The organism is Streptomyces sp. NBC_01351, assembly GCF_036237315.1.
Lineage (GTDB): Bacteria > Actinomycetota > Actinomycetes > Streptomycetales > Streptomycetaceae > Streptomyces.
On record NZ_CP108356.1, the window covers coordinates 3,925,696 to 3,939,267 of the forward strand.

Sequence of the window (13,572 nt, forward strand, 5' to 3'; positions counted from 1 at the left end):
TGGCCGCGTTGTCGGTGGCGGGGTGCAGTATGCAGGGGTGGGAGGTGTCGGCGTGGGCGTGGGCGGTGGCGTGGACTGCGATGTGCTGGTGATCGGCGGCGGGATCGTCGGCCTGTCGACGGCGCATGCCCTGTCGCGGCTGGCTCCGGGGACGCGGGTGGTCGTCCTGGAGAAGGAGCCCGGTCCGGCGCGGCACCAGACGGGCCGCAACAGCGGGGTGATCCACAGCGGGATCTACTACCGGCCCGGGTCGCTCAAGGCGCGCTTCGCGGTGCGCGGTGCGGCCGAGATGGTCAAGTTCTGTGCGGAGCACGGGATTCCGCACGAGGTGACGGGCAAGCTGATCGTCGCCACCGAGCGGGACGAGCTGCCGCGCCTGCACGCCCTGGTCCAGCGCGGCCGGGAGAACGGCATCCCGGTGCGCGAGCTCGGCCCGGCGCAGATCTCGGAGTACGAGCCCGAGGTGCGCGGCCTGGCCGCGATCCACGTCGGCAGCACCGGGATCGTGGACTACGGCCGGGTGAGCGAGCAGCTCGCGGAGTCCTCCGGTGCGGAGATCGTCTACGGCGGCGCGGTGGACCTGATCTCGCGCCGCCCCTCCGGCGTGGCCGTCCGCACGACGTCCGGCCTCGTGGTGCGCGCGCGGATCCTGGTGAACTGCGCGGGCCTGCAGTGCGACCGGATCGCCCGGCTGGCCGGGGACGACCCGCAGATGCGGATCGTGCCGTTCCGGGGGGAGTACTACGACCTGATCCGTCCGGAGCTGGTCCGGGGGCTGGTCTACCCGGTGCCCGATCCGGCGTTCCCCTTCCTCGGAGTGCACCTGACCCGGGGAATCGGCGGCGGCGTCCACGTCGGGCCGAACGCGGTGCCGGCGCTGGCGCGGGAAGGCTACGGCTGGTCCGTGGTCCGGCCGCGTGACGTGGCCACCGAGCTGGCGTGGCCGGGCTCCTGGCGGATGGCCGCGCGGCACTGGCGGTACGGGGCGGGCGAGATCCACCGCTCGCTGTCGAAGCCGGCCTTCACCCGCGCGGTGCGGAGGCTGCTGCCGGCCGTCTCCGCCGAGGACCTGCGGCCCGCTTCGGCCGGGGTGCGGGCGCAGGCCGTGCTGCGGGACGGGAGCCTGGTGGACGACTTCCTGATCCGCGAGGCGCCGAGGACGGTGCACGTGCTGAACGCGCCGTCGCCGGCGGCTACCGCTTCGCTCCCGATCGGGCGCGAGATCGCCGCCCGCGCGCTGCGGCTGCTCCGCTCCGCCTGACCCCCTCGGCGAGGTACCGGCCGCCGCTGCGCGGAGCTTCTCCCCGCCCCGCCCTTCCTCCGTTCCCCGGGCTCTGCCCGGACCCCGCGCCTCAAGCGCCGGCGAGGCTGCAGGACCTGGGGCTCTGCCCCAGACCCTCCCCCAGACTCCGTCCGGGGGGACCCCCGGTCCTCAAACGCCGGGCGAGCTGGATTTGGCCGCACCCGGCACGGCGCGGCCCCCGGCGTAGAATCTCGGCATTGTGTCTGATGCCCTGAACCCCCCGCCGCCCAGCCTCCCGGACGACTCCGCGCCCGAGGCGTCCTCGTACGTGCCGCCCAAGTGGCGGACCGAGCCCCGGTTCCCCGACGGGCCCGCGCCGGACCCGGCCGGTTCGCACCACGAGCGGCGGATCCGGAGCTTCCAGCCCCGGCGCAGCCGGGTCACCACCGGGCAGGGCGAGGCCCTGAAGCGGCTGTGGGGTACCTGGGGGCTGGACATCGACGGCCACGAGGTCATCGACCTGAAGCGGCTCTTCGACGGGCTGCCCGTGGTCCTGGAGATCGGCTTCGGCATGGGCGAGGCCACCGCCCAGATGGCCGCCGCCGACCCGGGCACCGGCATCCTCGCCGCCGACGTGCACACGCCGGGGCAGGGCAACCTGCTCGCCCTCGCCGAGCGGGGCGGGATGACGAACGTGCGCGTGGCCAACGGCGACGCGATCATCCTGCTGCGCGAGATGCTGCCGCCGGACTCCCTGGCCGGGATCCGCGTGTACTTCCCGGACCCCTGGCCCAAGGCCCGCCACCACAAGCGCCGGCTGATCCAGCCCGAGTTCCTCACGCTGGCCGCCACTCGCCTGGCCCCCGGGGCCGTGCTGCACTGCGCGACCGACTGGGAGCCGTACGCCGAGCAGATGCTCGAAGTCCTCACCGCTCACCCGGACTTCGAGAACACGCAGGCCGATGGCGGTTACGCGCCGCGCCCCGACTTCCGGCCGCTCACCCGGTTCGAGGGCCAGGGCCTCGACAAGGGGCACGTCGTGCACGACTTGCTCTTCCGTCGCACCGAGAACGCCAGTAGCGCCAATAGCGCCAAGAACTGACAACGTCACTCCCCGTGTCAGACCCACTCTGTAGGGTCATCATGTGTTCCGAGCGCTCCCCCTTGTGCTCGCACGCCCGTCGGGCACGGTCCGCACGGGCGTGCTCGTCACCTTGCTCGCCACCACCGGGGTCGCGATCCTCGAACTCGTGCGGGAGCAGACCGGCACCCCCGGCTTCTTCGTCGGCCTCGGTCTGGCCCTGCTGCCGGTCGCGCCGCTCATGGCGGCCTTCCGGTGGCTCGGCCGGGCCGCGCCCGCGCCCTGGCCGCAGTTGCTGTTCTGCTTCGGCTGGGGGGCCTGCACCGCGGCGCTGATCGCGATACTGGCCAACAGTTTCGCCACCGAGTGGATAGCCGCGACCACGGCCGATCCCGCCGACGCGGACACGATCGGCTCGGTGGCGATCGCCCCGGTGGTGGAGGAGAGCGCCAAGGCGGCGGCCCTGCTCCTCGTCTTCGTGTTCCGAAGACGGCAGTTCACCGGCCCCGCCGACGGTTTCGTGGTGGCCGGCTTCACCGCCACCGGCTTCGCCTTCACCGAGAACATCCTCTATCTCGGCAATGCCTTCGGTGAGGACCTGACCGAAGGCACCGGCGTCCTGGACTCGGTGACCGCCGCGACCTTCTTCGTGCGGATCGTGCTGTCGCCGTTCGCGCACCCGCTGTTCACGGTGCTGACCGGGCTCGGCTTCGGCGCGGCCGCGCTCAGCACCCGCCGTTCCCGCAGGTTCGCCCTGCCGCTGCTCGGCCTGGCGGCGGCCATGTGCGCGCACGCCCTGTGGAACAGCTCCTCGCGGTTCGGGGAGTACGGGTTCTACGTGGTCTACGGCTGCGTGATGGTCCCGGCGTTCGCCCTGCTGGTGTGGCTGGCGGTCTGGATAAGGCGGCGGCGGCTGCGCGCCGTCGCCCACGAGCTCGCGGAGTACGCGGCGGCGGGCTGGCTCGCGCCCGCCGAGGTCCCGGCGCTGGCCTCGATGCCGGCCCGGTCGCTGGCCCGCGCCCTGGCCCGGCGCAGCGGGGGCCGGGCGGCCGGCCGCGCGGTCGCCCGGTACGAGGAGGATGCGGCGGCGCTGGCCCTGCTACGGAACCGGGCGCGCCGCGGCGGCCCGGCGCGGGAGCCGGATTTCGCCGGACGTGAGCGGGAGTTGCTGGGCCGGCTGTGGCTGCGCCGGGCGACGGCGGGTCCCGCGCTGGCCCGGGCAGCGGTGCTGGAGGAGCTGTTTCCGCCCTGGTTCGACCCACTGGCGGCACCGCCGGCCGCAGTGCCCGGCCCCCGTACCCCAGGCCCCGCCGCAGACCCCGACCCCGACGCTGCCCCGGGACCCGCCCCGGACCTCAGACGTTCAGGCCCTTGGACTCCAGCCAGGCCAGGGGGTCCACCGTCGAGCCGCCCTTGCGTACTTCCAGGTGCAGATGGGGGCCGGTGACATTGCCGGTGGCGCCGACGCGGCCGATGGTGTCTCCGGCGCCGACCGACCCGGAGGTCACCGACATCGAGGAGAGGTGGCAGTACCAGACCTCCGTGCCGTCCTCGAGCTCCAGCACGATCCGGTAGCCGTACGCCCCGGACCACCCGGCAGAGGTGATCTTCCCGGCGGCCACGGCCTTGACCGGGGTGCCGGTGGGGGCCGCGAGGTCGAGGCCGGTGTGGTACCCGGAGGACCACATGGAGCCGGCGACCCCGTAGTGCGAGGTGATGGTGTAGGCGGAGGTGGGCAGCGAGTAGCTGCCGGCCAGCTTGGCGAGGCGCTCCTGCTCGGCCTTGGCCGCTGCGGCCGCGGCGGCCTCCTCGGCGGCCTTGGCCTCGGCCGCGGCCTTCGCCTCGGCGGCGGCCTTCGCGTCCTCGACGGCCTTCTGCGCCGCGTCCAGCTTCGCCTTGGCCTCCTGCGCGGCGGCGTCCCGCGCGGCCTGCTCGGCCTCCGCCTGCGCCTGGGCCTCGGCGGCGTCCTGCTGGGACTCGGCCTGCTGGAGGATGCGGTTGCGCAGCACCTCGCCGGCGTCCGCGCGGCGGTCGGCCTGCTGCGGGATGATCCCGGTCTTCCCGGCCTCCGCGCCCGCCTTCCGCGCGTCGCCCCCGGAGCCCCCCTCGGCGGAGAAGTCGCCGTCCATCACCTCGGGCAGCGAGGGGAGGTCCGACAGCGAGGGGAGGGATATCGCGACCTGCGGCCGGTCCTGCGCGGTGGCTATGCCGCCCGCGCCGACGGCCGCGATGACGCCGACGCCCAGCACGGTGGAGCTGCGCGCGAGTCCCCCGCGCTGGCGGGCGACGCGGTGCTTGCCCCGTACGGGACGGACCGAATCCTCGGTGGGATTCCACTCGCCCCAGGCGCCCGCGGTAGGCGGCTCCTGGTTCTCGATGCCTTCGGGGGCAGGCAAGTTGGAGGCCACCGGGGCACACTCCTCATTGACACGCACGCGCACGGCGCCGTCTCTTGCGACGGCTGGGACGACCGCGCTGCGTTATCGAAAGGTAATAGACGCAGGGGAGTGATTCCAAGCTGTTGCGATTGATCGTTCCTACCAATCGGCCACTCAACGACCGGCTCTGGCCAGGGCTTTTCGCAATAGAAGGGGATCAACTCGGGCAATATTCGGACCGTTCCCCCGCCCCTTCCGCCACATCCAAAAAATGACGGCCCGTCAATTCACTCGCTGAGAGCGCCCTTCCCTCTACGCAGCGTCACTTCACCGAGCCGAGCGCCGCCCCCCGCTACGCACTGCCCTCCCGGCGCACCACGGGTACGGTCCTTCGCCGCTTCGGCTGCCCCCGCCCGGGCCGACCCACCGCGAGCAGGGCCATGTCGTCCGTCGCCCCGCCGCCCGTGTGCCGGCGCACATCGCTGCTGAGCGCGCCGAGCAGCTCCTGCGGCCCGGGGAAGATCCGCCCGCGCAGCCGGTCCGCCGGATCATAGAAGTCGCCCGCCAGGTTCCGGGCCTCGGTCAGGCCGTCCGTGAACAGCAGCAGGGTGGTCCCCGCCGGGAAGGCCCACTCCTGAGCCGCGTCCGGCCACCCGCCCAGTTCCCCCATCCCGAGCGGCAGTGCGGGCTCCGCCGAGGCGAGCACGGCCAGTTCCCCGTTCGCGTGCAGCAGCAGCGGCTCGGGGTGGCCCCGGTTGAGCAGCCGCAACATCCCCGCTCCCGCCGGGATCTCGCCGAGCACGCACGTGGTGAACCCCTCGACCGCGTCCAGACTGTCGCGCCGGGCGCCCTCCCGGGCCAGGGCCCGCTCCAGCCGCTGCGCCACGCCCTCCAGCGTCGGCTCGGTCTCCGCCGCCTCCCGGAACGCGCCGAGGACCACCGCGACGGCCTCCACCGCACCCAGCCCCTTGCCCCGTACGTCGCCCACCGCCAGGCGCACTCCGTACGGGGTGTCCTGGACCGCGTACAGGTCCCCGCCGATGAAGGCGTCGGCCTGCGCGGCCTCGTAGCGCGCGGAGACGGACAGCCCGGCGATCCGCTCGGCGGGCGTCGGCAGCACCGCCCGCTGCGCGGCTTCGGCGATCTCGCGTGCGGAGGCCAGCCGTTCACCACTGCGCCGCACCACCCGGTTGATCAGGATCGCCAGCCCGGAGACGGTGACGACGGTGGCCAGCTCGGTGAGCGCCGCCACCTCCCAGGACGTGCCGTGGTAGATGTGCAGCGCGAACACCGCGAGCGAGGCCAGTACGCCGATCAGTGCGGCGCCCCGGAGGGTGAGGAGGGGAGCGGCGACCAGAGGGGCCGCCGAGAAGAAGGGGGATCCGGTGAAGCTGGGCGGGGTCGTCAGGTCGAAGACGAGGCCGAACCCGATGAGTACGCACGGCAGCGCCCGCAGGAGTTGCGTCACCACCCCGCTCCCGGCTCCGCCCGCACGGTCGTCCACGTCGCCCTGCCGGCCCAGCCCCACCACGCTGTTCTCCTGCCGCCGGGTCCCTCGCCCCCTCAAGGCTGGCGGTAGGGACGGTCGTACGGCGACCCGGCGGCGGCCGTACGGGTGAACGGGCGCGCGGGCGGCGGCCGTACGGGGCGAACACGACGGCGACGGAACACGACGCGACAACACGACGAAGGCCCGGCTCCCCTGAGGGAACCGGGCCTTCATACTGAGTAGCGGGGGCAGGATTTGAACCTACGACCTCTGGGTTATGAGCCCAGCGAGCTACCGAGCTGCTCCACCCCGCGTCGGTAAACACAACTCTACGCCATCCGGGGCGGCCTCTCCGCCAATTACCCGCCCACCCCCCGTCGCGCCCACATAAGAGCAGGTCAGAGCCTTGCATCTGGGTTTAGTTGAGATCGCGTCATGCCCGGGACACCGCCGCAGGCCGGGCGGGCAGCAGCTCGGTGACGACGAAAGCGACCACGGCCGCCAGGATCACGACCGGCATCATGGCGGTGCTGCCCAGGAGCAGGACCACGAGGACGACGCTGCTCACCGGGAGCCTCAGCATGGTCGCCGCGGCCGCCGCCATCCCCGCCGCCATCCCCGGTACGGGGCCCAGCCCGGGCAGCGGCGCGAGGAGGACCCCCGCCGCCGCGCCGAGGAAGAGCGTGGGGAACACGGGCCCGCCGCGCAGGCTGCCGAGGCAGAGCGCGTAGCCGATGCCTTTGAACAGCAGGACGGCGATCAGCGCGCCCACGCCCCAGGACTGCGGGTCGGCGGCCAGTTCGCCGATGGTGCTCTGACCGGAGGACGCGACCTCGGCGGGCGAGCGGCCGGTGATCAGCGCGTAGAGGGCGGCGCAGACGGCAGCACCCAACGCGCACTGGACGGTCCGCACGAAGGGCCGTCCGGCGACGTAAGCGGCGACCCGCCGGGCCCCGGCCACCACGGGGTGCAGGCAGACGGCGAGGGCCACGGCGATGACCAGCGCCCAGAGCACGTCCCCCACGTCCAGCCGCGGGATCGGCGTGGAGAGGTTCAGCGAGAGGTCCCCGGTCCCGAGCCCCGTCCAGTGGCCGAGGCCCGTGAACACCAGGGACCCGACCCCGCTGGAGAGCAGGGCCGGCAGCATGACCGCGAACAGCCGCGGCCCGCCCACGCCGGCCACCTCGATCAGCAGCACCGCGGCGATCAACGGGTTGCCGAAGATCGCGGAGACGGCCGCCGCGGCTCCGGCGGCGCCCAGGAGGGCGGTGCTCTGCGCCGTCGCCGGCATCTGCGCGAGGTCGCGGAACACCAGGGCCAGCCCGCCGCCCAGCGCGATCAGCGGGGCCTCGGGCCCGAGGACGGCGCCGAACGGCAGGGCGAACAGCGCCGCCAGCAGCACCCCGGGCAGCGCGGCCGAGGAACTGCCCCCCAACTGCACGCCGGCGGCGGGAACGTGCCCGCCGGCGCCCGGCATGTGCGTGACGACGAGGCCGACGCCCACGCCGGCCACGAGCAGCAGGGGGATCGGCCACCACCAGGGCGGGGTGTCCCAGCCGAGCGCCTGCGGGAGGTCGCCCCACAGCGCGTACTCCAGCTCGCGGAGCATGACGAGGAGCCAGAAGGCCGCGAGGGACACCGGAATGCCGATGAGGGCGCAGAAGGCGAGCATCTTCAGATAGCCGGGACTGCGGAGGATCTTCCGCAGGACGTCCGGTTCCTGCGGCTGGTCATCGCTCGCAGGCTGATCGGATCGAGAACGCGGCTCCGCCATTGATCACTTCCTTCCGTCCCGCGATGATCCACCGGAGCGGCCGCCGCCGCCCGTCGAAAACAGCCGATATGTGCGATTTTCCCCAACCGCTCGGGCAAGGTGGTCACAGCCGTCGGGAGTCCGCCGAGCCCTGCCCAGCGAGGAGTTCTGCCGTGTCCGAGTCCGAACCGAATGCCCGGTCGCGTCTGCTCGCCGCGCCCGGCTGGATGCGCAGGCACACCCCGCTGCTCGGCCGGCTCGTCGACCAGCTCGCGGCCGTCAACGTGCTGGACTGCGCGACCAGACTGGCCGCCCAGGCCTTCCTCGGCGCGATCCCCGCCCTGTTCGTCCTCGGCGCGATCGCACCCGATTGGGTCCAGGAGCAGTTCGTCTCGTCCATCCGCACCACGCTGGGACTCCAGGACGCCGCGCTGGATCAGGTGCGGTCCGTGTACTCCGCCACCGACGCGACCGCCGCGGCGAGCACCGGCGCGGTGGGGGTCGTGGTGACGCTGCTGTCGGCGACCGCCTGCAGCCGCGCCCTGCAGCGGATGTGCGAGCGCTCCTGGCACCTCCCCAAGGCCAAGGCCCGGCTCGCCGCGTGGCGCTGGCTGGCCTGGATCGGCGTCTGGCTGACCGCCCTGCTCTTCCAGGGGCCGGTGCAGGACGCCTTCGGCAGCGGCCGGCTCACCGGCCTCCTGCTGGCCGTGGTCAGCGGCACGGCGCTGTGGTGGTGGACCCAGCACCTACTGCTCGGCGCCCGCGTCCCGTGGCTGCCGCTGCTGCCCGGCGCGGTACTGGCCGGGGTGGGGCAGCAGTTGCTTTCCTCGGCGTCCCAGATCTACATGCCGCACGCCGTGGAGCGCAGCATGCAGCAGTTCGGCAGCCTCGGCTCGGTCTTCGTGCTGCTGTCCTGGCTGATCATGCTGTTCGTCGTCATCACGGTCGCCGTCGCCGTCGGGTACGTGGTCGCGCGCGAGCCCCTCCCGGCCCGCTGGCTGCGCACGCCGATGGACCCGCTGCCACCAGCACGGTGACCGCGGCCGCCGCCGTACGCCGCTACTCCCGCTCGGCGTGCCCCCTGCGGCCGCCGGCCGCCGGCCGCGCGAAAACAACGCCGCGGCCGCCGCACAACCGGCCGGGTGATGACGGACCATCGGCCCCTTCCCGGGCCCCTCTCCACCGGCGGCCGTTCCGCCGGACGGGTGAGGGCGGCCGTTCGCCGGCCACGCCCGGGGTCAGCGCGGGCGTCCCCGCCACCCGGAGGGTCCACCCGGGAACGATGGACTTCCGCACCTGACTGGAGCGCACCGGTGCGTCTCGGATCTCCGCGTTCCTGGACTCCACGCGCACCGCACGACAGGACGCGTGAGACGGCGGTGCCGCCGAGGATGCGCGCGCACCCACCACCCCGGGCACCCTGACAGTTTTTCTTGTCAATCAAATTCTCGACAGGTAATCTTGTCAGTATGGATGATTCGGTAGCGATCCCGACCCCGGACAAGAACGACGCGAACTTCTGGACCACCGTGACGACCCTGGTGGAGCCCGCCTGGAGCGAACCCACCGAGGACGATGCGTTCACCATGGACGACGAAGTGCTCGCCGCGGTCCGGGCACTGGCCGAACGGATCTCGACACGTGCGCTGGCCTACCGCACCGCCCACAAGCCCTTCGACCCCGCCCTGATGGCCGCCCCCGACGTGCAACTGTCGCTGCTGCGGGCGCTGTACGAAGCCAAGCGGTCCGTCGACCGGCTGGCGGAGAGCGCCGCCACCGTCGCCGGCCGCAGCGGAGCGAACTACTCCCAACTGGGAGCGGCCTGGGGCGGCATCAAGCGCCAGTCCGCCCGCCTCAAGTGGCCCCACGCGGTGGTCAGGAGGTCCGCCGGCGAATCCATCCCGCTTGGCTACGCAGGCGGTACCGCCGTCGTCCACCACGACCCGGACGCCGACGCCTGGTGGTACAGCGCCACCGCCGCGGACCGGCAGGAGGAGGAGTCCGAGGCCGTGCACACCACTTACGCCGAGGCCATCGCCGGGGCGACCGAGTTCCTCCTGGCGCACGCCCAGCCCAACCGGCAGGACTCCGCACGCCCCTGACCCGCCTGACGCAGCTGACGCACCTGACGCACGTGACCCGGAAACGACCGAGCGCCCCACCCGGCAGAAACCGGATGGGGCGCTCAGTGCCAGGTCGGAGGAGGTATCCCCCGCCCGGGAGCGGTAGGCCATGTCGGACTCGAACCGACAACCAACGGATTAAAAGTCCGCTGCTCTGCCAATTGAGCTAATGGCCCTCCATGTGCTCACCCCAGAGCATAGCCGCAGAGCGCCCGTCAGCCGATCGGGTATCCGCTGCCCGGCCTGTCGGCATGCGAAAGGGCCCCTACGAGCGAGTCGTAGGGGCCCTGTCACGCGATCAGATCAGAACCGACCGTCAGCCGTTGCGCTTCCAGCGCGGCTTGTCGTCGCGGCGGCCGCCGAAGGAACCGGTGGAACCGGAACCGGAGGGGCGGTGGTCGTCGCGGCGGCCATACGGACGGTCGCCGGCGCCGCCGGAGCGGAAGCCACCGGACGGACGGTCGTCACGACGGTCACGGTTGAACGGACGGTCGCCGCCACCGGAGCGGAAGCCGCCCGAGGACTGGCGGTCGTCACGGTTGTAGGTGCCGTTGCCCGTGGACGGACGGTCGCCGCCGGAGCGGAAGCCGCCACGGTCGCCACCGCGGTCGTCACGGTTGAAGCCACCGGACGGACGGTCGTCACGACGGAAGCCACCACCGGTCGGACGGTCGCCACCGGAACGGAAGCCACCGGACGGACGGTCATCGCGGCGGAAGCCACCACCGGTCGGACGGTCGCCACCGGAACGGAAGCCGCCACGGTCGCCACCGCGGTCGTCACGGTTGAAGCCACCGGACGGACGGTCGTCACGACGGAAGCCACCACCGGTCGGACGGTCGCCACCGGAACGGAAGCCGCCACGGTCGCCACCGCGGTCCCCGCGGTCATCGCGACGGAAGCCACCACGGTCACCGCCGCGGTCGCCACCGCGGTCGTCGCGGCGGAAGCCGCCACGGTCACCGCCGCGGTCGCCGCCACGGTTGTCACGGCGCTCGAAGTTGCCGCGGTCGTCGCGCTGGGCGCGCTGCTCCTCGCGGCGCTCCTGCGCGGCCAGTTCGGCGGCAGCGGCAGCGGCGGCAGCCGCGACCTCGGCCTCGGCGGCCTCGGCCACCTCGGCGACAGCGGCCTCCGGGTCCTCGCCACGCTCACGCGCGGAGCGGGCGACCAGGCGGTCGGCCTCCTCGCGCAGCTCCACGGCACGGCGCGACAGGCGCTCCAGCTGCTTGGTGAGCTCGGCGACCTCGCGCTCGGCCTGCTTGGCGGCGTTGTTCGCGGAGTCGGCCTGGACCTCGGTCAGCGAACGCGCACCGGTGATCTCGGCGACCTCCGGCTCGAAGGCGCCGGCGCCCTGGACGATGTGGCGCGAGGCGTCGACGCCCGCGTCCTCCATCAGGCGGAAGATCTGGCGACGCTGGTGCGGAAGCGCCAGCGAGACGACGACACCGGACTTGCCGGCGCGGGCGGTACGGCCCGAGCGGTGCAGGTAGTCCTTGTGGTCACCGGCCGGGTCCACGTTCAGGACCAGGTCGATGCCGTCGACGTGGATGCCGCGGGCGGCGACGTCGGTCGCGACGAGCGCGTTGACGTAGCCGTCCTTGAAGTCGGCGAGGACGCGGGTACGGGCACCCTGCGTCATGCCGCCGTGCAGCGCGTCGGCCTTCACGCCGGCCTCGACGAGCTGCTCGGCGATGCGGTCGGCGCCCAGCTGGGTGCGGACGAAGATGATGGTGCGGCCCTTACGGGCGGCGATGGCGGCCGTGACCGGCGCCTTGTCCTTCGGCTTCACGACGAGGACGTGGTGCGTCATGGTCGTGACGTTGCCCTGGGCGCTGTCGACCTCGTGCGTGACGGGGTTGGTCAGGTAGCGCTTGACCAGGGTGCCGATCTCGTTCTCCATGGTGGCGGAGAAGAGCATGCGCTGGCCGCCGCCGGGGATCTGGTCGAGCAGCTCGGTGACCTCGGGCAGGAAGCCCAGGTCCGCCATCTGGTCGGCCTCGTCGAGGACCGCGACCTGGACGTTCGCCAGGGAGCAGGCGCCGCGGTTGATGATGTCGCGCAGACGGCCCGGGGTGGCGACGAGGACGTCGACACCGCGCTCCAGAGCGAAGATCTGGTTGCTCATGGAGGTACCGCCGCAGACGACCTTCATCTTCAGGCCGAGCACGTCGCCGTAGGGCTGGAGGGCGTCCGCGACCTGCATCGCGAGCTCACGCGTCGGCGTGAGGATGATCGCGCGGGGCTTCTTCTTCTCGGTGTGGCCGCCGGCCAGCGAGGCCAGGGTCGGCAGACCGAAGGAGAGGGTCTTGCCGGAGCCGGTGCGGCCACGGCCGAGGATGTCCTTGCCGGCCAGGGCGTCCGGGATGGTCGCGGCCTGGATCGGGAAGGGGGCGGTGACACCGTTCTGCGCGAGCTTGCGCACGATGCCGTCCGGGAGACCGAGGTCCCCGAAGGTGATCGTGGGCTCGGCGTCGGCGTCGGTGTCGTCGGCCTCGTCGTCCGCGTAAGCGTCGGCGGCGCCGTTGTCGGCCTCGTCGTCGATGGAGTCGATGGCCGGGTCGGTCGTCACGTCGGCTTCAAGAGCCTCGATGATCTCGACTGCAACGATCTCGTTCGAGTCGTTCTCGGGCATGACGGCGTGGTCAGAACTGGAAATGGACATGCGAAATGCGAAACCTTCCGGAGTCTCGGCACGCGCCCAAACTCCGTGAATCGCAAATCGACCGCCTCAATGCGGTCAGCCACGGCTAGGGAGAGTACGCGCCACGCGGCGCTCTTCGGATTCGGCGCCGGGCAATGGGATCAAACGATCTATAACCATACGCACCCTCCCCGGGGTCTGGCAAGTCACTCCGAGGAAAACCCTCTGACCTGCAACGATGCCCGCTCCCTCGGGGAGGTCGATCCACGGCAGCCCTCGGGCTAGGCCCCCGACACCGGGGCCGGCTGGTCGCTGGGCTCCGGCTGCGGAGTGGACGGAGTCGGAGTGGGTTCCGTCACAGGCGGCGTGGTGGCCGGCGGCTGCGGAGTCGGGCTGGCCGACTGCTGGCCGCCACCCGAACCCCCCGACCCACCGGAGCCGCCGCTACCGCCCGAGCCGCCGGAACCACCAGCTCCACCGGATCCGCCCGTCGGCGGCTCCTGCGGCCCCTGGCCGCCCGCGCCGCCGCCGACACCGGCCGACGGCGCGGGCACCCCCGGCTGCCCGCTCGGCGCGCCCGGGCTTGGCGAGGCCCCGGTCGCGCCGGAGGCCTTGCCGTCGCCCTCGGCCTTGCCGTCCTGGTTCCCCGTACCGCCCTTCGCGCCGGAGCCGTTGCCGTGCGCCCCGGCACCCTTCCCGGAGGCGGAACCTCCGCCCGCGGAGGCACCGCCCCGGCGGTCCGCCGACGAGGAGGGGCCGGGCTTCGCCTCGTCCTGTCCGACACTCATGCAGCCCGCCGCGGCCGCGACCGCGAGCGCGGTGACGGCCAGTCGGAGGGGAGCGGACAACTGGCGCACGGGGCAC

General features: G+C 72.9%; 10 protein-coding genes and 2 tRNA genes. 5 read left to right on the forward strand and 7 right to left on the reverse strand.

All coding sequences use genetic code 11. The features are described 5' to 3' along the window. Positions 1-22 precede the first annotated feature (22 nt). The 3 genes from lhgO (at position 23) to OG625_RS17940 (ending at position 3,771) form a co-directional block, all read left to right on the forward strand. Positions 23-1,261 carry an L-2-hydroxyglutarate oxidase gene (gene lhgO, locus OG625_RS17930; protein ID WP_329381743.1) on the forward strand — a complete coding sequence of 413 codons (1,239 nt, stop codon included), beginning with the start codon at positions 23-25 and terminating at the stop codon, positions 1,259-1,261. 241 nt (positions 1,262-1,502) lie between these two features. Continuing rightward, positions 1,503-2,345, forward strand: a complete 843-nt coding sequence (trmB, locus tag OG625_RS17935) for a tRNA (guanosine(46)-N7)-methyltransferase TrmB (protein ID WP_329381746.1) — start codon at positions 1,503-1,505, stop codon at positions 2,343-2,345. A 43-nt stretch (positions 2,346-2,388) separates the two neighbouring features. Next, positions 2,389-3,771, forward strand: a complete 1,383-nt coding sequence (locus tag OG625_RS17940; RefSeq protein ID WP_329381749.1) for a PrsW family intramembrane metalloprotease — start codon at positions 2,389-2,391, stop codon at positions 3,769-3,771. Here the strand turns inward: OG625_RS17940 and OG625_RS17945 are convergent. The 4 genes from OG625_RS17945 to OG625_RS17960 form a co-directional block, all read right to left on the reverse strand. Then, positions 3,680-4,732, reverse strand: coding sequence for a M23 family metallopeptidase (locus OG625_RS17945; protein ID WP_443067732.1), 1,053 nt, complete (start codon positions 4,730-4,732; stop codon positions 3,680-3,682). The two genes, OG625_RS17940 and OG625_RS17945, sit on opposite strands and share 92 nt — an antisense overlap. Before the next feature lie 322 nt (positions 4,733-5,054). After that, positions 5,055-6,233 carry a PP2C family protein-serine/threonine phosphatase gene (locus OG625_RS17950; protein WP_329381753.1) on the reverse strand — a complete coding sequence of 393 codons (1,179 nt, stop codon included), beginning with the start codon at positions 6,231-6,233 and terminating at the stop codon, positions 5,055-5,057. A 198-nt stretch (positions 6,234-6,431) separates the two neighbouring features. Beyond that, positions 6,432-6,505 (reverse strand) — tRNA-Met (locus OG625_RS17955). 119 nt (positions 6,506-6,624) lie between these two features. Then, positions 6,625-7,965 (reverse strand): chloride channel protein, encoded by a 1,341-nt coding sequence (locus OG625_RS17960; protein ID WP_329381756.1) that lies wholly within the window; start codon positions 7,963-7,965, stop codon positions 6,625-6,627. 152 nt (positions 7,966-8,117) lie between these two features. On the opposite strand from OG625_RS17960, the gene OG625_RS17965 reads away from it, so the two are divergent. Beyond that, positions 8,118-8,981: a YhjD/YihY/BrkB family envelope integrity protein gene (locus OG625_RS17965; RefSeq protein WP_329381759.1), complete on the forward strand. Its 864-nt coding sequence runs from the start codon at positions 8,118-8,120 to the stop codon at positions 8,979-8,981. Between the two features lie 432 nt (positions 8,982-9,413). Beyond that, complete coding sequence (locus OG625_RS17970; RefSeq protein WP_329381762.1) at positions 9,414-10,046, forward strand: hypothetical protein; 633 nt, start codon at positions 9,414-9,416, stop codon at positions 10,044-10,046. Between the two features lie 124 nt (positions 10,047-10,170). Here OG625_RS17970 and OG625_RS17975 read toward each other — a convergent pair. The 3 genes from OG625_RS17975 to OG625_RS17985 form a co-directional block, all read right to left on the reverse strand. Further along, positions 10,171-10,243 (reverse strand) — tRNA-Lys (locus tag OG625_RS17975). 140 nt (positions 10,244-10,383) lie between these two features. After that, positions 10,384-12,729 (reverse strand): DEAD/DEAH box helicase, encoded by a 2,346-nt coding sequence (locus OG625_RS17980; protein WP_329381765.1) that lies wholly within the window; start codon positions 12,727-12,729, stop codon positions 10,384-10,386. A gap of 260 nt (positions 12,730-12,989) precedes the next feature. Further along, a complete protein-coding gene (locus OG625_RS17985; protein WP_329381767.1) occupies positions 12,990-13,565 on the reverse strand; it encodes a hypothetical protein in 576 nt (191 codons plus the stop codon). Positions 13,566-13,572: the final 7 nt, after the last annotated feature.